The following is a 22,731-nucleotide window of genomic DNA, read 5'->3' as shown; positions in this document are numbered from 1 at the left end:
ATGGCATGCAGGAGGTCGCCGGTTCGATCCCGGCTGGCTCCACCAACTTCTAGTACGTCCCCATCGTCTAGAGGCCTAGGACATCACCCTTTCACGGTGGCGACCGGGGTTCGAATCCCCGTGGGGACGCCACTTTCCGGTCCGCCGGAGAGTGTAAAGGACTAAGGAAGTTGGTTTGTTGTTGGAAGTTGGAAAGTAGTGTGGAGCGGTAGTTCAGTCGGTTAGAATGCTGGCCTGTCACGCCGGAGGTCGCGGGTTCGAGTCCCGTCCGCTCCGCCATTACTTCCAAAGAGAATCCGCCGTCTGGCGGATTTTTTTTGCCTTGGATTCGTGCTCGCCCACCTTCGGTGGTACCAACCTGCCTTTGGTTGGTGCTGGCCTGCGTTCGGTGGTCCTGACCTGCTTCGGTGGTAGGAGCGCGCCTTGCGCGCGACATGTTTTGGGGCCGTCACCCCCGAGCTGGCGCGCAAGGTTGTCGATCGGGGCGAAAAGATGTCGCGCGCAGGGCGCGCTCCTACAACGGCGCTTTTTCGCCGTCGAGGCGCTCCAGGGTGCCGATCGAATGCCCCTGCTCCGCCAGGTATTCCAGCCAGCGGCTGAGGAAGCCGTTCATGCGCAGGCGGTGCTGGAGCACGGTGTGTGCGGGCGGGAACGGGCCCAGTACCTGCCACAGCTTGCGTCCGGGATGGCAGTGCATGGCCTCGGCCACGTGCGCATCGGTATACATGCGCAGCTGCGCGGACGGCGACCGCTGGCCCGTGGTCTCGTCGAGGAAGTCGTAGGTCAGCTCGAGTTCGAGCGTGTACGGGTGCTTCTCCTGCACGTCCAGAAGCACCTTCAGCCCGTCGTCCACGTCGGAAACGTATCGCCCCGGTGCCAGCCGCTGCGGCGCGAACAACCGCGCCAGGCGGTGGTAGTTCTCCGCGTACAGGCCCATCAGGAACTCGAAGCGTCCCGGAATGAGGGCGATTGGGCGTTCGATGACGGCAGTCATGAGTGTGGCGTTGCTCCGTGAGGTTCTCGTCTAGTACATGTGGCGCTCGATACCGAGGTATTCGAAGATCTTGCTTGAAATTTCCTCGATCGACGTATGCGTGGTGTTGAGGACCGGTATGTTCTCCCGTCGCATCAGCCGGTCGGCCTGCTCCAGTTCCCAACGGCATTGTTTCAACGTGGCGTAGCGGCTGCCGGGACGGCGCTGCTCGCGGATCTGCGCCAGGCGGACGGGATCGATGGTGAGCCCGAACAGCCGGCTTCGATAAGGGCGGAGGCGCATCGGCAATTCGAGCTTGTCGAGGTCGTCGTCCGTGAGGGGGTAATTGGCGGCGCAGACCCCGTAATGCAAGGCCATGTAGAGGCAGGTGGGGGTCTTGCCCGAACGGGACACGCCCACCAGCACCACGTCGGCCTGGTTGTAATCCACGTCCAGCCCATCGTCGTGGGCCAGCGCGTAGTTAGTCGCCTCGATGCGGGCTTCGTAACGCTCGAAATCCACCAGGCCATGGGAGCGGTTCACCGCACCGGACTGCTTCGCGCCCAGTTCCGCCTCCAGCGGCTCGATGAAGGGGGCGAACACGTCCAGCATCAGCGCCCCGCTGCCGGCGACGATGTCGCAAAGATTCCTGGAAGTCATGGTATTGACCACGATGGGGCGCTGGCCGTCCTGGGCGTACTTGGTCTTGATCCGCAGGCAGGCCGCCTCGGCCTTGGAGGGGTTGTCGATGAAGGGCAGCCGGTGGGTATCGAACTGGACCCCCTCGAACTGGGCGAGCATGCTGTTGCCGATGGTTTCGGCCGTGATACCGGTGGAATCGGAGATGAAGAACACGGTGCGGCGCATCGGGCGTTTTCCCTGCGGTGGTCCATGGAACCACCATAGCTCAAGACGCCACCATGACAATCCACCCCGCATGATCGCTGAACGTTGGTGCGTCGCGCCTTGTTTCTGCGCCGACTGCCCCACGACAATAAGCGGATTTTCAAGCGCGGCCCGCCGCCGATCCGACGAACCGATGTGAGGACTTCCCTTTGAGCGACCTGGTACTTTGGCTCGACGCGCTACGCATGACCGACCTGGGCAAGGTGGGCGGCAAGAATGCCTCCCTTGGCGAGATGATCGGCAACCTGGCGAAATTGGATGTCTCCGTGCCCGGCGGCTTCGCCACCACGGCGGACGCCTTTCAGGCCTACCTCGAGAAGAGCGGCCTCGCGAAGCGCATCGCGGAGCGCCTTTCCATCCTCGACGTGGACGACGTGGACGAACTGACCCGCGGCGGCAAGGAGATCCGTGGCTGGATCGTCGACACCGCCCTGCCCGCCGACCTCGAGCAGGCCATCCGCGAGGCCTACATCAAGCTCTGCAAGGACGCCGGTGCCACCGACATCGCCGTGGCCGTGCGCTCCTCCGCCACCGCGGAAGACCTGCCCGACGCCTCGTTCGCGGGCCAGCAGGAAACCTTCCTCAACGTGGTGGGCATCGACGACGTGCTGCACAAGGTGAAGGAAGTCTTCGCCTCGCTGTACAACGACCGCGCCATCGCCTACCGCGTGCACCAGGGCTTCAAGCACGAGGACGTGTTCCTCTCCGCCGGCGTGCAGCTGATGGTGCGCTCCGACGTCGGCGCCTCTGGCGTGCTGTTCACCCTCGACACCGAATCCGGCTTCCGCGACGTGGTGTTCGTCACCGGTTCCTACGGCCTCGGCGAGATGGTCGTGCAGGGCGCCGTGAATCCGGACGAGTTCTACGTGTTCAAGCCCACCCTGCGCGACGGCAAGCCGGCGGTGCTCCGCCGCAGCCTGGGTGCGAAGCAGCAGCGCATGGTCTATTCCGACCAGCCGGGCGAACGTGTGCGCATCGAGGAAACCCCGGCGCAGGACCGTCATCGCTTCTGCATCGACGATGCCGACGTGGAAGAGCTGTCGCGCCAGGCCCTGGTCATCGAAAAGCACTATGGCCGCCCGATGGACATCGAATGGGCGAAGGACGGCCACACCGGCAAGCTGTACATCGTGCAGGCGCGTCCGGAAACGGTGAAGTCCCGTTCCCATGCCACCACGCTGGAGCGCTTCCAGCTTGGCGAAAAGGGCAAGGTGCTCACCGAAGGCCGCGCCATCGGCCAGAAGATCGGTGCCGGCAAGGCCCGCGTCATCCGCTCGCTTTCCGACATGAACAAGGTGCAGCCCGGCGACGTGCTGGTGGCCGACATGACCGACCCCGATTGGGAGCCGGTGATGAAGCGTGCCGCGGCGATCGTCACCAACCGGGGCGGCCGTACCTGCCATGCCGCGATCATCGCGCGCGAGCTCGGCGTCCCGGCCGTGGTCGGTTGCGGTAACGCGCTGGATACCATTCCGGACGGTGCCGACGTCACCGTGTCCTGCGCCGAGGGCGATACGGGTACGATCTACGAAGGCATCCTGAAGTTCGAACGCATCACCGCCGACCTGGGTGCCATGCCCGAGGCACCGCTCAAGATCATGATGAACGTGGCCAACCCGGAGCGCGCGTTCGACTTCGGCATGCTGCCGAATGCCGGCATCGGCCTCGCCCGCCTCGAGATGATCATCGCCAGCCATATCGGCGTGCATCCCAAGGCGCTGCTTGAATACGCGAAGCAGGACGCAGAGACCAAGGCGCGCATCGACACGCGCATCGCCGGTTACAAGGATCCCGTCTCGTTCTACGTGGACCGCCTCGGCGAAGGCATCGCGACCATCGCCGCCTCGGTGTATCCGAAACCGGTGATCGTGCGCCTGTCCGACTTCAAGTCCAACGAATACGCCGGCCTGCTCGGCGGCTCGCGCTACGAGCCGCACGAAGAGAACCCGATGATCGGCTACCGCGGCGCCAGCCGTTATGTCGATCCGGACTTCGCCGAATCCTTCGCGCTCGAGTGCAAGGCCGTGAAGTACGTGCGCGAAACGATGGGCCTCACCAATGTCTGGGTGATGATCCCGTTCGTGCGCACGCTGGACGAAGGCCGCAAGGTGGTCGACGTATTGCGCAAGAACGGCCTGGTCCAGGGCGAGCACGATCTGAAGGTCATCATGATGTGCGAAGTGCCGTCGAATGCCTTGCTGGCGGACGAATTCCTCGACATCTTCGACGGCTTCTCGATCGGTTCGAACGACCTCACCCAGCTCACCCTCGGCCTCGACCGCGATTCGAGCATCGTCGCCCACCTGTTCGACGAGCGCGACGCGGCGGTCAAGAAGCTGCTCGCGATGGCGATCCGCACGGCACGGGAAAAGGGCAAGTACGTGGGCATCTGCGGCCAGGGCCCCTCAGACCATCCGGACCTTGCCGAGTGGCTGATGGAACAGGGCATCGAATCGATGTCGCTCAATCCGGATACCGTGGTGGATACGTGGTTGCGCCTGGCCAGGAAAAAGGCGGGTTGATACAGGAAACGGCGAGCTAAGGCCCGCCGTTTTTTTGTAGGAGCGCGCCCTGCGCGCGACATCTTTTCGCCTCTGTCCGCGAGTTCACGCGCCAGCTCCATGTCACGGCCTTAAAACATGTCGCGCGCAGGGCGCGCTCCTACATGTGTACGGTGACACCTGCCGCGCGATAGCGCGCCAGCATCGCCGGATCAGTATCGGTGGACACCACCAGGTGCGCGATACCCGCCACCGGCACCGTATGGTGCGTCGCCGAGGCCACCAGCTTGTCCGGCGTGGCGATGGCCACTGTCTCCCCGCTGGCCTCGATGATGGCCTGCTTGAACACGGTCTCCTCCTCGTCGAAGGTCCACAACCCACGTTCGGGATCGATAGCGCATACCCCGGGAAAACACAGGTCGGCGCGGATGTCCTGCGCCTGGCGCACCGTGCGCGAACCGATCGCGCCGCCGATCCGCGGATCCACGCGGCCGCCAAGCAGGATCACCTCGAAGCCGGGGCGACCAAGCACCGCCATCGCCACGTCCGGCGCATTGGTCACCACCGTGAGGCCGCGATGATCCGGTAGCGCCTTGGCCAGTGCGGTATTGGTCGAGCCGGCATCGATGAACACGATCTGTCCTTCCCCGACCAACCCCGCGGCGACGCGCGCGAGGGTGCGTTTCAACTCCGCCCGCTCGCGATGACGCTCGTCCAGCGGCGCCACATGCTGCATGAGCAAGGCACCACCGTACACGCGCCGGCACAATCCCCGTGCAGCGAGGTCGCGCAGATCGCGCCGGATGGAATCCTCCGAGATGCGGAACTCCAGGGCGAGATCAGTGGCCACCACCTTGCCGTCGCGCCCCAGCCGCTCGAGGATCAGCTGCTGTCGCTCGCGCGGCAGCGTGGTGTCGAACGTCGCGTTCATCGCGGTAGGAATCCGAGTTCCACCAGTTCGGCGCGCAACTGAACCGGCGTATGGAAGTGAATGCCATGGATGCAAAGGGCTTCCGCGGCTTCCACGTTTGCCTTGTTGTCGTCGATGAAGACGGCGCACGACGGATCGATGTCGTAACGCTCGAGCAGGGTTTCATAAAGCTTCGGATCGGGCTTCACCATGCCCTCCTTGCCCGACACCACGATGCCGTCGAACAGGGCGAGGAAGTCGAAGCGCTCCACCGCCACCGGGAAGGTTTCCTGCGACCAGTTGGTGAGGCCGTAAAGCGGATGCCCCGCTTCCTTCAGCTCGCGCAGGATGTGCAGGCTGTCGTCGATGGGCCCACCGAGCGTCTCCTCCCAGCGGTGCTGGTAGGCCGCGATGAGTTCCGCCTTGGTGGGGTGTTCCGCCGTGAGCAGGCGCACGGCCTCGTCCCACGAGCGTCCCGCGTCCTGCTGCAGGTTCCATTCCGGCGTAGTGACTTCGGCAAGGAACGTTTCCATCGCCGCCTCGTCGTCGCCGAACAGCTTGCGGTAGAGGTAACGCGGGTTCCAGTCGATCAGGACACCGCCGAAATCGAAGATCACGACATCGCGCTTGCTGTGCATGGTGGTTCCCCCTGTAACAGTTAACGCCGCGCGATGGACGCGCAGGCGGAGACGACGACCAGCAAGGCGGCCACGCCGCCAAGGGCGATGGAAAGGCTGCTTTGCTGGGCCACGAAACCGATCGCCGCCGGCCCCGCGAGCATGCCCGCATAGCCCAGCGACGTCACCGTGGCGATGGCGATGCCCGGCGAAGTATGGGGCTGGCGGCCGGCGGCACTGAACAGCACTGGGACGATGTTGGACGCGCCGATGCCGACGAGAACGAAGCCCAGCAGCGCCATGGGCCCCCAGGGCAGCGCGGTGGCGAGGCAGAAACCCAGCGCCGCGAGGAAGGCACCGCCGCGCACGATCGTCACCGGCCCCACCGAGGCCGTCATGCGATCGCCGAGGAGGCGTCCGCAAGCCATGGCGATGGAGAACGCCGCATAGCCCAGACCAGCCAGCGAAGGATCGAAGCCGCGTGAGTAACGCAAAAAAACCGCGCTCCAGTCCAGCATCGCGCCTTCGGCCAGGAACACCACGAGACAGAGGAAACCGAGCAGGAGCACGGCGGCGGAAGGCAGGCGGAAGATGGAATGCGTTTCGCCCGTATCGTGCAGCCGGACGATGAAGTGCCGCCACTGCGTGGCCACGATCGCCAGCAAGCCACCCGACACGGCCAGCGCGCTAGCCGTGAGGGGCGCACCCGCTTTCAGCAAAGCGGCCATGCCTGCCGAACCGACCAGGCCACCCACGCTGAAGAGGCCATGGAAACCCGACATCATCGGCTTGCCGACATGCGTCTCGACATCCACCGCATGCGCGTTCATGGCTACATCCACGACACCCAGCGACGCGCCGAAGAACAGCAGTGCGGCGCCCAGCCAGTACGCGTTCGGCGCGATCGTCAGCAAGGGCAAAGCCACGCACACGAGCAAGGCGCTGACACCGATCACGTCGCGGTTTCCGTAGCGATGGGTGAGAAAACCTGCCAGCGGCATCGCCACCACCGCACCGCAACCCATGCATAGCAGCACCAGGCCGAGCGTGCCCTCGTCGAGGCCCAGCCTGGCCTTCGCGTAGGGAACTATCGGCGCCCAACTGGCCATGCCGATGCCGGAGAGGAGGAAGATGAGGCGGGTCGCTCGTGCGGGACGCATGGGGCTTCCTTGCGGGGAGAGAGTGCGCATCACTGTACGAAATCGTGCAACAACGTGCAAATCACCTCGCCTCTTGCGCCGCCCTCCGGACACCTGTACAAATGTACACATGTCGACACCTTCCCTTACAGAGCGTCAGCTAAAGACCCTCGCCTTCCTGCGGGAATACTTGCAGAGCCAGGGACTTCCTCCCACGTTGCGCGAGATCGCCGAGGCCATGGGCTTCTCCAGCCACAGCTCCGCGCAGGCTTGCGTGGAGTCGCTGGTGAAGAAGGGTGTACTGGAACGCTCGCCGCAGCATCGCGGCCTGCGCCTGCCGGCCGGCGACACCGGTTACCGCGGCATCGCTGCCGCGAACGACCTGCCCTTGATCGGCCGCGTCGCCGCAGGGTCGCCCATCCTTGCCGAAGAGAACGTCGAATCGCAACTCGAGGTCGATCCCGCGTTGTTCCGCCCGCGCGCCGATTACCTCCTCCGCGTGGTGGGCATGAGCATGCGCGACGCCGGCATCCTCGATGGCGACCTGCTCGCCGTGCACAAGACCGCCACGGCTAGCGACGGCCAGATCGTCGTGGCGCGCCTCGACGACGAAGTCACCGTAAAGCGCCTGAAGCACGAGCGCGACCGCCTCCTGCTGCTACCCGAAAATCCCGACTTCGATCCCATCGAAGTCGATCCTCGTCGCCATGCGTTCGCCATCGAAGGGCGTTACGTCGGCATCATCCGCAGGACCTGACCATGAACGCCATCGCCACCCCGACCCTTGCCCAGGTGCTCGACCATCCCGGTATCTGGCGTCGGTCAGCCGATCGCCAGCCGCGCGTGCGCGCGCTGTCCACGGGCTGGACCTCGCTGGATGAGAAGCTTCCCGGCGGCGGCTGGCCGCAGGGTGCGCTGAGCGAGATCCTGTTCGAGCACGACGGCCTCGGCGAACTGGACCTGGTGATGCCCGCACTGGCCGCGCTTACCCAGGAACACCGCCGGGTGATCTTTGTCGCCCCGCCCTATCTTCCTTATGCGCCCGCGCTCGCGTCGGCCGGCGTCGACCTGCGCTTCCTGCACGAAATCCACGCCGGCAGCACCGAGGCCGCATGGAGCATGGAGCAGTGCCTGCGCTCGGGTTGCTGTGGCGCCGTGGTCGGCTGGTTGCCCGACATCGATTACCGCAGCCTGCGCCGACTGCAGCTGGCTGCCGAAAGCGGCGACGCCTGCGCCATGATTTTCCGTCCCGCCGCGCAGGCCGCGCAGAACAGCCCGGCCGCACTACGCCTCAAGGTCAGCAACAGCGACGAAGCCACCTACGTGGACGTGCTCAAGTCGCGGGGGCTGCTGACCACCACCGCTCCGCTGCTGCGCATGCGGGCCTGATGGAAGCCGTCATGACGAAGCGCATGCACGCCGTCATGACGAACGTACCGTCGTCGCCATTCTTACGCAGCCATGCTTTGGGCCTGTCTCCGTTTTCCCGGCCTGGCGTTCTCCGCCGCCTTCGCCGCGACACCGGAGGCAGGCCCCTCCGCCCTGCTGGACCACAAGGCGCGCCAGCGTCTGATCGCCGCGGCGAACACCGGGGCCTCATCCCTCGGTGTTCGTCGCGGGCAAAGCCTGGCCGCTGCGCGCGCCTTGTGTCCCGCTCTCGAAGTACGCCCGCGCGATCCCGATGCGGAAGCGCGCCTGCTCGCCGAACTGGCCGCCTGGTGTTACCAGTTCAGTGGCCACGTGAGCCTCGTGCCGCCCAACGCGATCCTGATGGAAGTCGGCGCCAGCCTGCGCTTGTTCGACGGATGGCCCCTGCTGGCCGGACGGCTGCGCGAAGGCCTGACCGGACAGGGTCATGCGCATACGCTGGCAGCTACGCCGTTCGCCGCCGCTTCCTGGGTGTTCGCCGCTAGCGCCGACGGCATGGTGTTGCCCGAGCATGAGGGCGTGCGGCGCATGCTCGGCACTTTGCCGCTGAAACAGAGCGGGCTGCCTGCCGCCACGGTGACCTCGCTGCAGGCGATGGGCTTCCGCCGCCTCGATGAAGTGATGCGCCTGCCGCGTCCCGAACTGACGCGGCGCATCGGGCGCGAGGGCGTGAACTGGCTCGACCGCGTGCAAGGCCATGCGTCCGACGTGCTGCCGGCATGGCAGCCGCCGGCAAGCTTCCGGCAGAAGATCGAGTTCGATGGCGAACTGGACGGCAACCAGCCACTGCTCTTCCCGCTACGCCGTCTCACGCGAGCACTTGCCAACCAGCTTGCCGCGCGCGATGGGGGTGTGCAGCGCTTCACCCTTACCCTCGAACATGCCCGCGGCGAGGCCACGTCTGTCGTCGTCGCCATGGCCGCACCGCAACGCGAGGCCGAGCGCTTGTTCGAACTGGCGCGCACGCGCCTGGAGCGCACGTCCCTGCCCGCTCCCGCGCGGTCGATCGAACTCGACGCCGCCGAACTGCCGGTGTTCCGGCCGCCCGTGCGCGACCTGTTCGAACCCGTGCGCGGCGACGGCCTGGACTGGCCCACGCTTGACGAGCGCCTGCGCGCACGCCTCGGCGACGCGGCATTGCGCCAGATCACGCTGGTCGCCGATCACCGGCCCGAATACGCGTCCCGCTACGGCAAGCCCACCGGCACCGTATCGCCACCGCGCCGTCGCCGGCCGCTGTGGCTTCTGCCGCGACCGCAACCGATGCGGCCCGAACCGGCTGCCGTGCTCGCCGGTCCCGAGCGCATCGAAAGCGGCTGGTGGGACGGCGGCGACACGCGCCGCGATTACTACATCGTTCGCACTACGGAAGGGCAACAAGCCTGGGCCTACCTACCTCCCGGTACCCTCGATGGCTGGATGCTGCATGGCTGGTTCGCCTGACATGCGTAGAACCAGACGCAAAAGCCATTGTAGGAGCGCGCCCTGCGCGCGACAGTCTTTCGCGCCAGTTCCCGGCTTTACGCGCCCGCTCCGGGTCACGGCCTCAAAACATGTCGCGCGCAAGGCGCGCCCCTACAGGTCTGCCCATCGCTGATGAAGCAGATTGATACGAGCTGCCTGGTACCGGCCAACGACGGCGACGTCGAGGTTCCCGGCTATGCCGAGCTTCATGCGCTCAGCGACTTCAGCTTCCAGCGCGGCGCGTCCAGTGCGCGGGAACTGTTCGAACGGGCGCGTGCCATCGGTTACTCGGCGCTCGCCATCACCGACGAGTGTTCGCTTTCCGGCATCGTGCGGGGGCTGGAGGCGTCGATCGAGACCGGATTGCCCCTGATCGTGGGTAGCGAGCTCCGTCTTTCCGACGGAACCGTCGTGGTCCTGCTCGTCGAAAACCAGGTGGGATACACGGAGCTTTGCAGGCTGATAACGCTTGGCCGACGACGCGCGCCCAAGGGACATTACGAACTCCATCGCGGCGATCTCGAAGCGCTCGGCCCGGGCCTCTGCCTGCTCTGGGCGCCAGGCTCCTACGCCGCCACGGAAGCGGCGACGCACGAAGCGCGCGCCAGCTGGGTAGCAACGCATTTCCCGGGACGCGCATGGCTTGCCGTGGAGTTGCATCGCGGCCAGCACGACGACGCCGAGCTGGCCGCGCTACGCCAGCTCGGCGAACGTTACGGCCTGCCTTGCGTGGCCGCGGGCGACGTCCATATGCACGTGCGGAGCCGCCGCGCCCTGCAGGACGTGATGACCGCGATCCGCATCAACACGCCATTGTCCGAAGCCGGGCATGCCCTCTTCCCCAACGGGGAACGCCACCTGCGCAAACGCGAAACGATCGCCCGCATCCATCCGCGCGACATCGTGGAGGAAACCCTCGCCATCGCCGCGCGCTGCACCGGATTCGACATCCGCAGGATCAACTATGTTTATCCACGCGAACTGGTACCCGCAGGACTCGACCCGGCCACCTACCTGCGACGCCTGACCTACGAAGGCGCCGCCACACGCTGGCCGGACAAAGTGCCCCCGCTCATCGTCGAGCGCATCGAAAAGGAACTGGCGCTCATCGCGCGCAAGGAATACGAAGCCTTCTTCCTCACCGTCGAAGATATCGTCCGCTTCGCGCGTTCGAAGCAGATCCTCTGCCAGGGCCGGGGTTCGGCGGCCAACTCCGTGGTCTGCTTCTGCCTCGGCATCACCGAGGTGAATCCCGTCCAGGTTTCGATGCTGTTCGAGCGCTTCATTTCGATCGAACGCAACGAACCGCCGGACATCGACGTGGACTTCGAGCACGAGCGGCGCGAGGAAGTCCTCCAGTACGTGTTCAACAAGTACGGGCGCGAACGCGCCGCCCTCGCCGCCACGGTGATCAGCTACCGCTCCAAGAGCGCGGCGCGCGACGTCGGCCGCGCTCTTGGTCTTTCCGAAGACCAGCTCGACCAGCTCAGTCGTGCCTATTCGCATGCCCATGGCGACGTGTCCATCGTCGAACGCCTGGCCGAACGTGGCTTCGATGTCACCAGCCGCACCATCCGCCAGCTCATCCTGCTGGTGGAGGAGCTGGTCGGCATGCCTCGCCATCTCTCGCAGCACGTCGGGGGCTTCGTCATTTCCGACACGCCGTTGCACTACCTCGTGCCGGTGGAGAACGCCGCGATGGACAATCGCACCATCATCCAGTGGGACAAGGACGACCTGGAAACCATGAAGCTGCTCAAGGTCGATTGCCTCGCCCTGGGCATGCTCACGTGCATGCGCAAGGCGATCGACCTGCTGCGCGCACAAGGAGGCCCGGATTACCGGCGACTTGCCGATATTCCCGCGGAGGATGACGCCACTTACGCCATGATCCAGGAAGCGGACACCATAGGCGTGTTCCAGATCGAATCCCGCGCGCAGATGTCCATGCTGCCGCGTCTTCGACCCGAGACCTATTACGACCTGGTGATCCAGGTAGCCATCGTTCGCCCCGGACCCATCCAGGGCGGCATGGTCCATCCCTATCTGCAACGGCGACAGAACAAGGAAAAAGTCGTCTACGAAAAAGGCGTGAAACCCGTGCTGGAACGCACACTGGGTGTGCCTATCTTCCAGGAACAGGTCATGGCGCTCCTGCAGGTGGTGGCGAACTTCACCGCCGACGAATCCGACGACCTTCGTCGCTCCATGGCCGCATGGAAACGCCGCGGCGGCGTGGAAAAATTCGAACCGAAGATCCGCGAGAACATGGCGGGGAACGAATATTCGCCGGAGTTCACCCAGCAGATCATCGACCAGATCAAGGGCTTCGGCAGTTACGGCTTTCCGGAATCGCATGCGGCGGGCTTCGCGCTCATCGCCTATGCGTCGTCGTACATGAAATGCCACCACCCGGAAGTCTTCACCTGCGCCCTGCTCAACAGCCAGCCCATGGGCTTCTACGCACCTGCGCAACTCGTCGCCGATGCGCGCAAACACCACGTGGAGGTTCGGCCACCGGACGTCACGTCCAGCCACTGGGATTGCACGCTGGAACCCGTCGACGGGAAACCCGGCAGGCATGCGCTTCGTCTCGGGCTGCGTCTGGTGAACGGTCTGTCCGCCGGCCTGGGCGAGCGCATCGTCGCCGCGCGCGACGCGGCGCCCTTCCGCGACCTCGCCGACCTCTCCCGCCGCGCGGACCTCACCCGGTTCGAACGCGAGCGTCTGGCCGATGCCGGTGCCCTGCGCGTGCTCAGCGGGCATCGCCATCGTGCACGCTGGGAAAGCTCCGGCATCGAACGCAGCCTGCCCCTCATCGACGCCGTCGCGGAAGCACGCCCGACCTTACGACCGCCCACCCTGGCGGAAAACGTTTTCGCCGATTACGCCACCCACGGGCTTTCGCTCACCGCGCATCCGCTTCGTCTCATTCGCAAAAACCTGCTGGCCCGCCGTGTGCGGCGGGCCAGCGATCTCGATCGCGAACGCAACGGCGCCTGGTTGCGCCACGCCGGCCTCGTTACCGTGCGCCAGCGCCCGCAGACCGCCAGCGGCATCACCTTCGTCACGCTGGAAGACGAGACCGGACAGGTCAACGTGATCGTTCGTCCCAAGGTGGCCGAGGCCTGCCGCCACGCCTTGCTGGATGCTGTTTTGCTCGCCGTGGATGGGCAATGGCAGGCCATCGACGGTGTACGCCATCTCGTGGCGACCCGCTTGCACGATTTCAGCGACCTGCTGCCGGCCATGGGATCCGTGTCCCGCGACTTCCACTAGCCATGACGTAGACCATGCCATCACTTAACGGACGCTGTGTTTCTCCTGAACGGTTGCCGAAGATTTGTTGCTTTGCGATCACCACGCGAGCCAGAAAAGGAATAGCTTCAGCAAACCTTTGCAGGTCCGGTCTTACCGGTGAGCGATGCCTTCGCGCCGAACATCGCAATGCTTCCCCAGGCGCACCCGTTCCAGGAGACTCGTCATGCGCAATACAAAACTGATCGTCGCCATGCTCGCCGGCTGCATGGCCGTCAGCGGCGCCGCTCTCGCCCAGCAGTCCGCTCCCACCCCCGCCTCGACCGCCGCTACCCCGACGAGCACCAGCCACGACTCGATGAAGAAGAGCGGCGACTCGATGAGCCACGGCACGATGGGCCACGACTCGATGAAATCCGACGAGAACGGCTCGATGAAGTCGACCCACAAGAAACACAAGATGAAGAAGGACGGTTCCATGTCCGAACCGGCGAAATCCTCCACCTCGGGCATGTGATCCCTCGCGTGCGAATAAAAAACCCGGCGCCTCGCGGTGCCGGGTTTTTTGTTGGCGCGGGAAAAAAGTCAGTCGAGTTCGGGCAGGACGCTGATTTCCTCATCGCCGATCGTCACCACCTGGCCTGCGCGTACCTTGTAGGTCTTGCGCAGTTCCTGCGCGCCGTCGACGGCGACGCGGCCGTCGGCGACCATACGTTTGCCCTCGCCGCCGCTGCCGGCGATACCCACCAGCTTCAGCAGGAGGTTGAGTTCGACATAGTCGCCTTCGAGGCGAAATTCCTGGAATGCCATGGGACGGGGCCTCAGTAGATGATGACGGAACGGATGGACTTGCCCTCGTGCATGAGGTCGAAGGCGCGGTTGATGTCTTCCAGGCCCATCGTGTACGTGATCATCGGATCGATCTTGATCTCGCCACCCATGTAGCGCTCCACATAACCCGGCAGCTGGCTGCGGCCCTTCACGCCGCCGAAGGCGGAACCGCGCCAGACACGGCCCGTCACCAGCTGGAACGGCCGTGTGTGGATCTCCTGCCCCGCACCAGCCACGCCGATGATGATCGACTCGCCCCAGCCCTTGTGACAGCACTCCAGCGCGGCGCGCATCACGTCCACGTTGCCGATGCACTCGAACGAATAATCGACGCCACCGTCAGTGAGGTCGACGATCACCTGCTGGATCGGCGTGTCCGGGTAGTCGCGCGGATCCACGCAATCCGTGGCGCCAAGCATCTTCGCCATGGCGAACTTGGACGGATTCCTGTCGATCACCACGATGCGCCCGGCTTTCGCCATCACCGCACCCTGGACCACCGACAGGCCGATGCCGCCCAGCCCGAACACGGCCACCGTGGCGCCCGGTTCCACCTTGGCGGTGTTGAGCACCGCACCGATGCCCGTGGTGATGCCGCAGCCCAGCAGGCAGACCTTCTCCAGCGGAGCGTCCTTGTTGATCTTCGCCAGAGAGATCTCCGGCAGCACCGTGTATTCGCTGAAGGTGCTGGTGCCCATGTAGTGCAGCAGCGGCTTGCCGTTCAGCGAAAAGCGCGAGGTGCCGTCCGGCATCAGCCCCTTGCCCTGGGTGACGCGGATCTTCTGGCACAGGTTGGTCTTGCCCGAGCGGCAGAACTTGCACTCACCACACTCGGGCGTATAGAGAGGAATCACATGGTCGCCGGGCTTCAACGAAGTGACGCCCTCGCCCACTTCCTCGACGATGCCGCCGCCCTCATGACCGAGGATCACCGGGAAAGCGCCTTCCGGATCATCGCCGGACAACGTATACGCGTCCGTATGGCAGACGCCGGTGGCAACGATGCGGACCAGGACTTCGCCAGCCTTGGGGCCCTGGACGTCGATTTCCTCGATGGACAGCGGCTTTCCTGCTTCCCAGGCGACGGCGGCGCGAGACTTCATGGGTGGGGTTCCTCTGTTCGATGGCGGTCCGGCTTCGGTAGCCGGCGTAACCCTGAATTCTAGCTCGGCAGCGCGCGTCGGGACCGCTTCCATGGACATTCGTGAACGGTTTCACAGGGCCTGGGTAGCGAAGGGGACGGCCTTGAGTTAAACTAGGGTTAACGGATAAGCCCAAGACGGCGAACGAAAGGCTCGGGTAAGGGTCCGAGGAAGACGAGGGACGGCTCCAATGAGGATTCTCCCTTGAACCTTTTGCTTACAAACGCTGTCGAACCTTTTTATGCCGCGAAGCCCTTGTAAAGCCTCGGGCCGCCCATAGGAAGGGGGTCGTAGGAAACTCGTTAGTTCAGAAATTCGGCCTGAAAACCGCGTGACGAAAGCCTAACGAACCGATTGTTCACCCAACGAAACGGACCAGTGCACCCGCGCGACTTCTTCGGAACGTCCAGGGAGCGTAAGGTTCTCGCCACGCCAGAGACCGGCGGCGTCGGCGACAGAGCATCGAGACATCCGGTCGGTACTGACTGGGAGACATCACATGAACGAACTGCGCAACGATTACGGCATCTCGACCTACGAATTCGCCGCTGGCGCCAGCGACAACGGCAGCTTCGACCTGTTCGGCGGCGAGATGGACGGTTACGACTGGCTGGGCGAAGTGGCCAGCCGCCTGAGCGGCGACGCCATCTAAATACCGTTCGGCCCCCTACCGGAAGGCCCGCCTCGCGGCGGGCCTTCCTTTTGTCAGGACGCTTTCCGCGACCTTGTCCTCGCCGCTTTCTTAGCGGCCGTCTTACGGCCCGCCGCCCCCTTCGTACGTGCCGCCTTCTTCGCCGAGGCCGAGCGGCTGGAGGCGCTGCGCTTGGCCGCCGCCTTATGTCCCTGGGCCGACAGGGCCCGCTTCGACGCCGCGGAGCGCCCTTCCCGCTTCAGGGCCGCTGTAGTCGCCCGCGACCTGGCCGACGACTTTTTCGCCGTGGCCTTCTTTGCCGTGGATTTCTTCGTCGACGCGCGCTTGCGCGTGGTGGACTTCTTCGCCGCCGTTCCCGACGAACGCTTACGAGTGGCGGCGCGGGAATCCTGCGCCGCCTTCTTCTTCGTGGCCTTGCTGGCGGTCTTCGACGGTTTGGCCTTGACGCCCGCACGCCGTGCCTTGGACAGGCCTATGGCGATGGCCTGCCTGGCCGAACGTGCGCCATGCTTGCCTTCGCGAACGTGATCTATTTCCTCGCGTACATATTCCCCCGCCTGCGTCGAGGCCGACTTCCCTTCGCGCTTGTCCTTTTGTGCCCTGGCGGTGGTTTTCTTCTCAGGCATGACTCGGGTTCCTCCGGGAGCTGGCAGTGTCGTCAACAAACGAGACTGCGCGGACAAATGTGATGCGCGCGTCGTGTCCGCGTCAGCACCTCCGGAACAGTGAAGCGCGACGCACGCACGCTTCACGCATCGCTAATCCACGGCCGGAGTACACAGGTCGCACTGCGAAAGGCGCAGCAGCAGCGAGGGAAACACCGTGGACAAGAACCGTACCGAAGGCATGAAACACGAAGTCAAGGGCAGTATGAAGGAAGCGGCCGGCAAGATTACCGGCAATCCGACGAAGGAAGCGGCCGGCAACATCGAAAAGAATGCCGGCAAGGCACAACGTGAAGTCGGCAAGGCGTCGGACCGCGCCCGCGACACCAATCGTCATCATTGATACCGCGGTGCGGGAGCCTTCGGCTCCCGCACCCTCCGCGGAACGCGATGCCCACGAGCCCTTTCAACAAGGGTGCCGGAAGGACCCGTTGCCTCACGTGCAGCCGCGCACCAGCGCGATGAGGATCAGGATGGGAATGGGGACGCCCAGGATCCACAGCAGTATGTAACCGATACCGCCCTTCTGTCTGCCGGGTTGCGGCGTGATGTCGTCTTTCATGCAGTCCCTCCTCGGGGTGGATGCGTGGACGACGTTCCATCGAACGGCGTGGATCGCGCGTGACAGCAACGCCACGGTACGTTTCGCAACGACGCGGCCTTCGCGGCTGTTGCATTATTCCGGATGTAGCCATCGGTCTCCGGACATGTCGAACCAACGCCTACCCGATCCCTTCGCATTCCTGCCGGCGGACTCGCCGACGGCGGCCGAGATCCGCACCGTCGCGTGGGACCGGTCCCCTTTGGGGCCGGTAGAGGCCTGGCCGGTGGGACTCCGCGCCATGCTCGCCACCATGTTCGATTCGCCGCAGCCCATGTTCATCTCGGCAGAGCCGGGCCAGGTCTTCTTCTTCAACGATCCTTACCGCCCGATCCTCGGCAAGCGCCTCTCCGGCGCCATCGGGAAACGTTTCGACGAGCTCTGGGCCGACGTCTGGGACGACATCGCCGGGCACGTGGCGCAGGCGCTGGCGGGCCGGGGCAGCATGCATCGCGACCTGCCGCTGGCGATGACCCGCCACGGTTTTGTGGAAAGCACGTGGTGGACTTTCTCGTTCACACCCCTTCGCGACGAGTGCGGCAAGGTCATCGGGATGTATGCGGTTACCAACGAAACCACCCGTGGCGTGCGCTCGGCCATGACCTTGCGTGAACTGAACGCTTCACTGGAGCGGGAGATCAACGAACGCACGCGCGAACGCGACCAGATCTGGGCCGTATCCCCCGACCTCTACATCGTGATGGCACGCGACGGCCGCTATCGCAACATCAACCCGGCGTGGCAGAGGGATCTGGGATACGAAATCGGCGAACTGACCAGCATGGCCTTCGGCGATCTGGTGCACCCGGACGACCTCGACCGCGCACGCGACGCCATGACCCAACTGCTGGACGGCGAGGTGGTCGAGGACCTGGAAGTGCGCCTGCGTGCCAAGGACGGCAGCCATCGCTGGTTCGCCTGGACCTGCGTGCCCGACGGCGAGGTCGTCTACGGCATGGGCCGCGACGTGCAGCGGCGGCGCGACATGGAAGACCAGCTACGCCATGCGCAGAAGCTGGAGGCGCTGGGCCGGCTGACCGGCGGCATCGCGCACGACTTCAACAATATCCTTGGCGGCATCGGAGGCGCCATCGAGATCGTAAGCGAACGCATCCAGAACGGCCGGCTGGAGAACACCCGGCGCATGCTGGATGCGGCGCACGGCGCGGTCAACCGAGCAGCCGGCCTCACCCATCGCCTGCTTGCCTATGCCCGCCAGCAGGCCTTGTCGCTATCGGACGTGGACGCAAACGGCATCGTGCGTGGGCTGGACCTGTTGCTGCGCCCGCTGCTGGGCGAGCAGGTGTCGCTTGAACTGCGTATGCAGCACGACCTCTGGCGCACGCTCTCGGATGCCAGCCAGCTGGAAAGCGCGATCCTCAACCTGGCGATCAACGCCCGCGATGCCATGCCTGGCGGCGGTACGCTATGCATTGCGACACACAATGCATCGGCACAGGACATCGGCATGGGAGCGGCCGACTACGTCGTGATCTCGGTGACCGACACCGGCACCGGCATGTCGCGCTCGGTGGCGGAGAAAGCCTTCGATCCGTTCTTCACCACCAAATCGATCGGCCAGGGCACAGGCCTCGGCCTTTCGATGGTCGATGGCTTCGCCCGCCAGACCGGTGGCCGGGCGATCATCGAATCGGTGCCCGGCAAGGGCAGCACGGTGAGCCTCTGGCTGCCGCGCCACGCCGGCGAGGCAACGGCGGCCCACGCGCATATCGATCGCCACTCGTGCCACGGCGCGGGCAGGCACGTCCTCCTCGTGGAAGACGAACACATGCTTCGCTCGCTGGCGCGCGAGGTGCTCGAGGAAGCAGGCTACGCGGTGGAAGATCACGCCGAAGGCGCCGAGGTGCTTCGCCGCCTGCGCACCGGCGCCCGGCCGGACATCCTGGTCACGGACATCGGCCTCCCTGGCATGGACGGCAGGCAACTGGCGCAGTTCGCTCGCGAGGCCATACCCGACCTGCCCGTATTGTTCATCACCGGCTATGCCTGGGAGGCCTTCGCCGACGCGCCCCGCCTGCCGCCCAGGGCGTCCATCCTCAGCAAGCCGTTCTCGCTGCATGCGCTCGTGGGAGCCGTGGCGGACCTGCTCGACGGCACGAACCCGTAACAACGGGCATCCATTCCCTTGACCGGCCGCCCCCGAGACTCGTCTCGTCCCCATGGAGCGTCCGATGAACCGTTCGCGTTACTACGCCCTTATCGCGCTGATCGTCGCGCTGTTGGCGATCTTCGTGATCGGTGCCATCCATCGCGGCGGGCCGGCCGGCGATGTACCCGACGACGGCGAGCGCGCACCGGCGGCACGGCCCGCGGACCGCTAGGCTTCCTACAGCTTCACCCTTACGCCAAGGGTATAGAACCGCCCGATTACGCCGTTCTGCGCATAGGTCGGGTTGTAGTTCAGCGCGGCGTAGTTCAGCGGATCGAAAGGCGCCTTCTTGTCGAACACGTTCATGACGGAACCGGTGATCGCCACCTTCTCCGTGAGGTCGTAGCGCCCGGTCAGGTCGAAGTCCGTGAACGAGGCCATCCGACAGTCGGCAGGCACGTTCGCGCCCGTGTCGGTATTGGTGGAGAAACACTCCGGCGCGATGTCCGGCGCGGTGAGCTTGATGGCGCTCGTGTAATACACCGTACCGGTGATGGTCGCCTTGCCGAACTGGATGCTGTTGGCCCAGGACCCACGGTAACGCGGTGTGCCCGCGCCCGAGGAAAGGCCATAAGGCCCATGCGTGCCGACGAACTCGAGCTTGGTGCCGTCCTCCAGGGTCAGCTTCCAGCTGATGATCTTCGTTAGATTCAACTCGCTGGTGAAGCGCACATTGGGGGTGAAGTCGAAACCGGCCTTGAGGTTGAGGTCCAGGCCATTGGTTTCCAGGGCGTTCTGATTGACGTAAGGCGCCGAAACGATCAAAGGCCTCGGCAGCGCGCCGGGCGCCGCGGGGTCGGGCACGTCGGGCACGATGGCCGACGCCTCCGGCAACGGCTCACCCGCATAATATGCATCCAGCACCGCACTTGGGCTCTGCTGCGCAATCACGCCCGTCTTCTTGATCCGATAGTAATCCAGCGACGCACTGAGGTCCTGCGTGGGCTGGTAGAGCACGCCGAACGTCCAGCTCTTGGAGCGCTCGGGCTTCACGTTCGGATTCGCCCGCGTGAGGAACGCGAGGCCATAGGGCTGCACGTAACCGCTGTTGTTATGCAGGGCCTGGAAATCTTCGGGCGGCGTGTACGTGGCGAAGCCCTGCGCCTCGCTCGAGCCGTTCTCCGCGAAGCTCGGTGCGCGGAATCCTTTCGAGAACGTGCCACGAAGGGCCAGTTCCTCGATCGGCTTCCATTTGATGCCGATCTTCGGGGAGAAGTTGTTGCCGAAATCGGAGTAGTGGTCGTACCGGCCCGACACGTCTACTTCGAGCGACTCCAGGAACGGCGCGTCAAGTTCCATGTAAGCGCCGGACACCGTGCGGTCGCCCTTCACGTGCGCGATGCCGAGGCCCTGTGCCCGCAGGCCCGGATTGAGGTCCGGATCGTCCTGCTCCTCATGGCGCACGTCGATGCCCGCGGCAAGACCCAGTGCGCCGCCACCCAGGTCGGCCAGCGGACGCGTGACGCGGAAATCGAACTGCTGCAGGTCGCTGGTGGAGGTCTTCTTCAGCTGCGGCGACAGCGCGCCAAGCAGTTCACGCGAGTTGGCACTCGGGTCGAGGAAGTTGTACGTGCCGTTGGTGACGACCTCGATCAGCTTGTTGTAGTCGAGAAAGCCGTTCAGCCAGGTATCCAGCGACGAGTGGTTGAACACCAGCGCGGTGTCGTAACCCCAATCGCCCCAATAGCCGGTGAACCCACCCACGATGCGCAGGTTGTGGTTGTCGCTTCCGCCGCTGGCCAACGCGCTGGGGAAACCGAAGTTGATCAGTGCAGCCTGGCCGCTTGCCGCGAACGGGTTGTTGGGATTGAGCGAACCATCCGGCAAGGTCGCCGGCAATGCGATGGAGTTCGTGTTGCGCGGCGTGCCTGCCTGGATCTGCGCCGGCCCACCAGGGAAGGTGGTCTTTACCTCGTAGTAGCTGGCGCCGATGTAGGCCTTCGACCGTTCGCCCACCTTCAGCGTAAAACGGCCATACAGGCCACGCCGGTCCATGGTCGGCTGGATCGCGGTGTAACGTGCGAAGTTCTGCGCGCAATAACTCCCGGGATTCGCAGGATCGTCGGTTACCAGTGTGGACTTCGGGCCGCAAGCCGCCAGCGGTTGCGCGACGCCGTCCGGATCGGCCACGCCTGAGGTCACGTCGCCCGGCCTCGACAGCGTCCCCGGGGTGACCGTGCCGTAGATCGAACCGGAATTCTGCGATGGTTGGCCGCCTATCAGGTTGTTGCCGCCGCTGCGGCGAATGTCGGCGGTGTTGTACGGATAGCCACGCTGGCGGGTGAGAATTTCCTCGTCGCGCTGGTATTCCGCGCTCAGGTAAGCATTCCAGCCGTCCTTCTCCAGGTCGCCGCCACCGAACAGCACCGTGGCGCGCTTCGTGGTGCCGCCGCCGCGTTGCGAGGTACCGATGTCGGCCGTGAATTCCGTGCCCTGGTAGCCCGGGCGAAGGATGATGTTCACCACGCCGGCGATGGCGTCCGCGCCGTACAGCGACGACGCGCCGTCTTTCAGCACTTCGATCCGCTCGATGGCATTGGATGGAATCGTGTTCAGGTCGACGAATGAACGCTGGCCGTCGTCGGTGAGCGGATAGCTCGCCGCGCGCCGCCCATCGATCAGCACGAGGGTGGAATTGACGGTGAGGCCGCGTAACGCAACGCCGGACGACCCTGCCGCGAAGCCGGCGGTGAACGATGCCGGGATCGATCCACTGTTATCGGCGGACACCGCGCGAACCACATCGGACACCGTGGTCAGGCCGCTCTTCTGGATCTGTTCCGCGGTGATCGTGGTCACGGGCGACGGCGTTTCCACGTCGATGCGCGGAAGGGCCGAACCGGTGACGGTGATGGTGGCGAGTTCAGTGGTCTGGCCACCCTGCGCGCTCTGTGGAGGCGGCGGCGGAGGTTGCGGCGATTGCTGCGCGCCCGCGGCACTGCACGCGAGAGCGGCGGCGATGGACAAAGCGAGGCCGTGGCGCCGAAGCACCTTCTGCGACGAGGTTTTCATGGTAAGTCTCCGAAGCCTTCAGGGGAGTTGGGCTGGGACTCGCGGCTCCGGGAATGGACCGGAAAAGAACGCTTCATTCACAGGGACGCAAGGAAAACTTACGCCGTGTAAAGGAAGCGCACCATCGGCCATTCGGAATATATTGCGGCACCTGAAAACACAGGCGCGTGGCACGCCCTATGCAAGAAGGACCGGTCCCCTCTTACTCTTCGCCGGGGTCGAAACCTTCGCGTTCACGCATCAATTTGCGGGCCGCCTCCACGCCCAGGCGCATACCCTCCGCGCAGGCGTCGTCTTCGTTCTCGTGCAACGTAATGCACAATTTCTCCCTGACTTCCTCGCCGTCTTCGCTGATGACGTATTTGCCACGCCAGTGGCCTGGCTTGGCGACGTAACACGTGCCTTCCACGTCGAAGTAACCGATCTTTCGATGCGTCATGAGTGGGGTGATCCTCCGTATCC

The 22,731-nt window shown here is 64.8% G+C and carries 21 protein-coding genes and 2 tRNA genes; 12 read left to right on the top strand and 11 right to left on the bottom strand.

What is annotated here, in order from left to right:
- Positions 1-56: 56 nt before the first annotated feature.
- Both VGM71_RS10440 and VGM71_RS10435 read left to right on the top strand, forming a co-directional pair.
- Positions 57-132 (top strand) — tRNA-Glu (locus tag VGM71_RS10440).
- A gap of 70 nt (positions 133-202) precedes the next feature.
- Positions 203-279 (top strand) — tRNA-Asp (locus VGM71_RS10435).
- Between the two features lie 235 nt (positions 280-514).
- Here the strand turns inward: VGM71_RS10435 and VGM71_RS10430 are convergent.
- Both VGM71_RS10430 and ppsR read right to left on the bottom strand, forming a co-directional pair.
- The gene (locus VGM71_RS10430; RefSeq protein ID WP_331544785.1) at positions 515-994 is read right to left on the bottom strand and encodes a DUF1249 domain-containing protein; all 480 of its coding nucleotides are present in this window, start codon (positions 992-994) and stop codon (positions 515-517) included.
- A gap of 30 nt (positions 995-1,024) precedes the next feature.
- Positions 1,025-1,840, bottom strand: a complete 816-nt coding sequence (ppsR, locus tag VGM71_RS10425; protein ID WP_331544783.1) for a posphoenolpyruvate synthetase regulatory kinase/phosphorylase PpsR — start codon at positions 1,838-1,840, stop codon at positions 1,025-1,027.
- 188 nt (positions 1,841-2,028) lie between these two features.
- On the opposite strand from ppsR, the gene ppsA reads away from it, so the two are divergent.
- Positions 2,029-4,401: a phosphoenolpyruvate synthase gene (gene ppsA / locus VGM71_RS10420; RefSeq protein WP_331544781.1), complete on the top strand. Its 2,373-nt coding sequence runs from the start codon at positions 2,029-2,031 to the stop codon at positions 4,399-4,401.
- Between the two features lie 139 nt (positions 4,402-4,540).
- Here ppsA and VGM71_RS10415 read toward each other — a convergent pair whose 3' ends face one another.
- From VGM71_RS10415 to VGM71_RS10405, 3 genes are read right to left on the bottom strand one after another with little or no spacing between them, the layout of a single operon-like run.
- On the bottom strand, positions 4,541-5,311 hold the full coding sequence (locus VGM71_RS10415) for a DeoR/GlpR family DNA-binding transcription regulator (RefSeq protein ID WP_331544779.1): 771 nt from the start codon (positions 5,309-5,311) through the stop codon (positions 4,541-4,543).
- Positions 5,308-5,928: an HAD family phosphatase gene (locus VGM71_RS10410; protein WP_331544777.1), complete on the bottom strand. Its 621-nt coding sequence runs from the start codon at positions 5,926-5,928 to the stop codon at positions 5,308-5,310. Before VGM71_RS10410 ends, VGM71_RS10415 begins: the two co-directional genes overlap by 4 nt.
- A gap of 20 nt (positions 5,929-5,948) precedes the next feature.
- Positions 5,949-7,067, bottom strand: a complete 1,119-nt coding sequence (locus tag VGM71_RS10405) for an MFS transporter (protein ID WP_331544775.1) — start codon at positions 7,065-7,067, stop codon at positions 5,949-5,951.
- A 109-nt stretch (positions 7,068-7,176) separates the two neighbouring features.
- Here VGM71_RS10405 and lexA point away from each other — a divergent pair, with 109 nt between their 5' ends.
- The 5 genes from lexA (at position 7,177) to VGM71_RS10380 (ending at position 13,713) form a co-directional block, all read left to right on the top strand.
- Positions 7,177-7,803, top strand: a complete 627-nt coding sequence (lexA, locus tag VGM71_RS10400) for a transcriptional repressor LexA (protein ID WP_331544773.1) — start codon at positions 7,177-7,179, stop codon at positions 7,801-7,803.
- Between the two features lie 2 nt (positions 7,804-7,805).
- On the top strand, positions 7,806-8,435 hold the full coding sequence (gene imuA / locus VGM71_RS10395) for a translesion DNA synthesis-associated protein ImuA (RefSeq protein ID WP_331544771.1): 630 nt from the start codon (positions 7,806-7,808) through the stop codon (positions 8,433-8,435).
- A 72-nt stretch (positions 8,436-8,507) separates the two neighbouring features.
- Positions 8,508-9,917: a DNA polymerase Y family protein gene (locus tag VGM71_RS10390; RefSeq protein WP_331544769.1), complete on the top strand. Its 1,410-nt coding sequence runs from the start codon at positions 8,508-8,510 to the stop codon at positions 9,915-9,917.
- Positions 9,918-10,070: 153 nt separating this feature from the next.
- The gene (locus VGM71_RS10385; RefSeq protein WP_331544767.1) at positions 10,071-13,217 is read left to right on the top strand and encodes an error-prone DNA polymerase; all 3,147 of its coding nucleotides are present in this window, start codon (positions 10,071-10,073) and stop codon (positions 13,215-13,217) included.
- A 205-nt stretch (positions 13,218-13,422) separates the two neighbouring features.
- Entirely contained in the window at positions 13,423-13,713 is a 291-nt protein-coding gene (locus VGM71_RS10380; RefSeq protein ID WP_331544765.1) for a hypothetical protein, read from the top strand.
- A gap of 68 nt (positions 13,714-13,781) precedes the next feature.
- On the opposite strand, the gene VGM71_RS10375 is transcribed toward VGM71_RS10380, so the two are convergent.
- Both VGM71_RS10375 and VGM71_RS10370 read right to left on the bottom strand, forming a co-directional pair.
- Complete coding sequence (locus tag VGM71_RS10375) at positions 13,782-14,006, bottom strand: RNA-binding S4 domain-containing protein (protein WP_331544764.1); 225 nt, start codon at positions 14,004-14,006, stop codon at positions 13,782-13,784.
- Between the two features lie 11 nt (positions 14,007-14,017).
- A complete protein-coding gene (locus VGM71_RS10370; RefSeq protein ID WP_331544762.1) occupies positions 14,018-15,130 on the bottom strand; it encodes an S-(hydroxymethyl)glutathione dehydrogenase/class III alcohol dehydrogenase in 1,113 nt (370 codons plus the stop codon).
- 538 nt (positions 15,131-15,668) lie between these two features.
- Here VGM71_RS10370 and VGM71_RS10365 point away from each other — a divergent pair.
- Positions 15,669-15,821, top strand: a complete 153-nt coding sequence (locus VGM71_RS10365; RefSeq protein ID WP_331544760.1) for a hypothetical protein — start codon at positions 15,669-15,671, stop codon at positions 15,819-15,821.
- 53 nt (positions 15,822-15,874) lie between these two features.
- Here VGM71_RS10365 and VGM71_RS10360 read toward each other — a convergent pair whose 3' ends face one another.
- Positions 15,875-16,447 carry a DNA-binding protein gene (locus tag VGM71_RS10360; RefSeq protein ID WP_331544758.1) on the bottom strand — a complete coding sequence of 191 codons (573 nt, stop codon included), beginning with the start codon at positions 16,445-16,447 and terminating at the stop codon, positions 15,875-15,877.
- Positions 16,448-16,643: 196 nt separating this feature from the next.
- Here VGM71_RS10360 and VGM71_RS10355 point away from each other — a divergent pair, with 196 nt between their 5' ends.
- Positions 16,644-16,829, top strand: coding sequence for a CsbD family protein (locus VGM71_RS10355; RefSeq protein ID WP_331544756.1), 186 nt, complete (start codon positions 16,644-16,646; stop codon positions 16,827-16,829).
- A 93-nt stretch (positions 16,830-16,922) separates the two neighbouring features.
- Here VGM71_RS10355 and VGM71_RS10350 read toward each other — a convergent pair whose 3' ends face one another.
- Positions 16,923-17,048 carry a hypothetical protein gene (locus VGM71_RS10350; protein WP_331544754.1) on the bottom strand — a complete coding sequence of 42 codons (126 nt, stop codon included), beginning with the start codon at positions 17,046-17,048 and terminating at the stop codon, positions 16,923-16,925.
- Between the two features lie 145 nt (positions 17,049-17,193).
- Between VGM71_RS10350 and VGM71_RS10345 the strand changes: the two genes are divergently transcribed.
- Positions 17,194-19,215 (top strand): hybrid sensor histidine kinase/response regulator, encoded by a 2,022-nt coding sequence (locus VGM71_RS10345; RefSeq protein ID WP_331544752.1) that lies wholly within the window; start codon positions 17,194-17,196, stop codon positions 19,213-19,215.
- A 64-nt stretch (positions 19,216-19,279) separates the two neighbouring features.
- On the top strand, positions 19,280-19,429 hold the full coding sequence (locus VGM71_RS10340) for a hypothetical protein (protein WP_331544750.1): 150 nt from the start codon (positions 19,280-19,282) through the stop codon (positions 19,427-19,429).
- 5 nt (positions 19,430-19,434) lie between these two features.
- Here the strand turns inward: VGM71_RS10340 and VGM71_RS10335 are convergent, their stop codons facing one another.
- The gene (locus VGM71_RS10335) at positions 19,435-22,269 is read right to left on the bottom strand and encodes a TonB-dependent receptor (RefSeq protein ID WP_331544748.1); all 2,835 of its coding nucleotides are present in this window, start codon (positions 22,267-22,269) and stop codon (positions 19,435-19,437) included.
- 202 nt (positions 22,270-22,471) lie between these two features.
- Positions 22,472-22,708, bottom strand: a complete 237-nt coding sequence (locus tag VGM71_RS10330; protein ID WP_331544746.1) for a hypothetical protein — start codon at positions 22,706-22,708, stop codon at positions 22,472-22,474.
- Between the last annotated feature and the right edge of the window lie 23 nt (positions 22,709-22,731).

The sequence above is a fragment of the Luteibacter sp. genome, from assembly GCF_036499525.1.
Taxonomy (GTDB): Bacteria; Pseudomonadota; Gammaproteobacteria; order Xanthomonadales; family Rhodanobacteraceae; genus Luteibacter.
Note: the sequence above shows the minus strand (reverse complement) of the source record. Positions and strands in the feature narration are given on the sequence as shown.

Bases quoted from the DNA above. Each gene is read 5' to 3' on its own strand.
- lexA (WP_331544773.1), top strand. From the start codon at position 7,177: ATGTCGACACCTTCCCTTACAGAGCGTCAGCTAAAGACCCTCGCCTTC.
- VGM71_RS10350 (WP_331544754.1), bottom strand. From the start codon at position 17,048: ATGAAAGACGACATCACGCCGCAACCCGGCAGACAGAAGGGCGGTATC.
- VGM71_RS10430 (WP_331544785.1), bottom strand. From the start codon at position 994: ATGACTGCCGTCATCGAACGCCCAATCGCCCTCATTCCGGGACGCTTC.
- VGM71_RS10335 (WP_331544748.1), bottom strand. From the start codon at position 22,269: ATGAAAACCTCGTCGCAGAAGGTGCTTCGGCGCCACGGCCTCGCTTTG.
- VGM71_RS10365 (WP_331544760.1), top strand. From the start codon at position 15,669: ATGAACGAACTGCGCAACGATTACGGCATCTCGACCTACGAATTCGCC.
- imuA (WP_331544771.1), top strand. From the start codon at position 7,806: ATGAACGCCATCGCCACCCCGACCCTTGCCCAGGTGCTCGACCATCCC.
- VGM71_RS10385 (WP_331544767.1), top strand. From the start codon at position 10,071: ATGAAGCAGATTGATACGAGCTGCCTGGTACCGGCCAACGACGGCGAC.
- VGM71_RS10370 (WP_331544762.1), bottom strand. From the start codon at position 15,130: ATGAAGTCTCGCGCCGCCGTCGCCTGGGAAGCAGGAAAGCCGCTGTCC.
- VGM71_RS10375 (WP_331544764.1), bottom strand. From the start codon at position 14,006: ATGGCATTCCAGGAATTTCGCCTCGAAGGCGACTATGTCGAACTCAAC.
- VGM71_RS10405 (WP_331544775.1), bottom strand. From the start codon at position 7,067: ATGCGTCCCGCACGAGCGACCCGCCTCATCTTCCTCCTCTCCGGCATC.
- VGM71_RS10345 (WP_331544752.1), top strand. From the start codon at position 17,194: ATGTCGAACCAACGCCTACCCGATCCCTTCGCATTCCTGCCGGCGGAC.
- ppsR (WP_331544783.1), bottom strand. From the start codon at position 1,840: ATGCGCCGCACCGTGTTCTTCATCTCCGATTCCACCGGTATCACGGCC.
- VGM71_RS10360 (WP_331544758.1), bottom strand. From the start codon at position 16,447: ATGCCTGAGAAGAAAACCACCGCCAGGGCACAAAAGGACAAGCGCGAA.
- VGM71_RS10330 (WP_331544746.1), bottom strand. From the start codon at position 22,708: ATGACGCATCGAAAGATCGGTTACTTCGACGTGGAAGGCACGTGTTAC.
- VGM71_RS10380 (WP_331544765.1), top strand. From the start codon at position 13,423: ATGCGCAATACAAAACTGATCGTCGCCATGCTCGCCGGCTGCATGGCC.
- VGM71_RS10340 (WP_331544750.1), top strand. From the start codon at position 19,280: ATGAACCGTTCGCGTTACTACGCCCTTATCGCGCTGATCGTCGCGCTG.
- VGM71_RS10390 (WP_331544769.1), top strand. From the start codon at position 8,508: ATGCTTTGGGCCTGTCTCCGTTTTCCCGGCCTGGCGTTCTCCGCCGCC.
- VGM71_RS10415 (WP_331544779.1), bottom strand. From the start codon at position 5,311: ATGAACGCGACGTTCGACACCACGCTGCCGCGCGAGCGACAGCAGCTG.
- VGM71_RS10410 (WP_331544777.1), bottom strand. From the start codon at position 5,928: ATGCACAGCAAGCGCGATGTCGTGATCTTCGATTTCGGCGGTGTCCTG.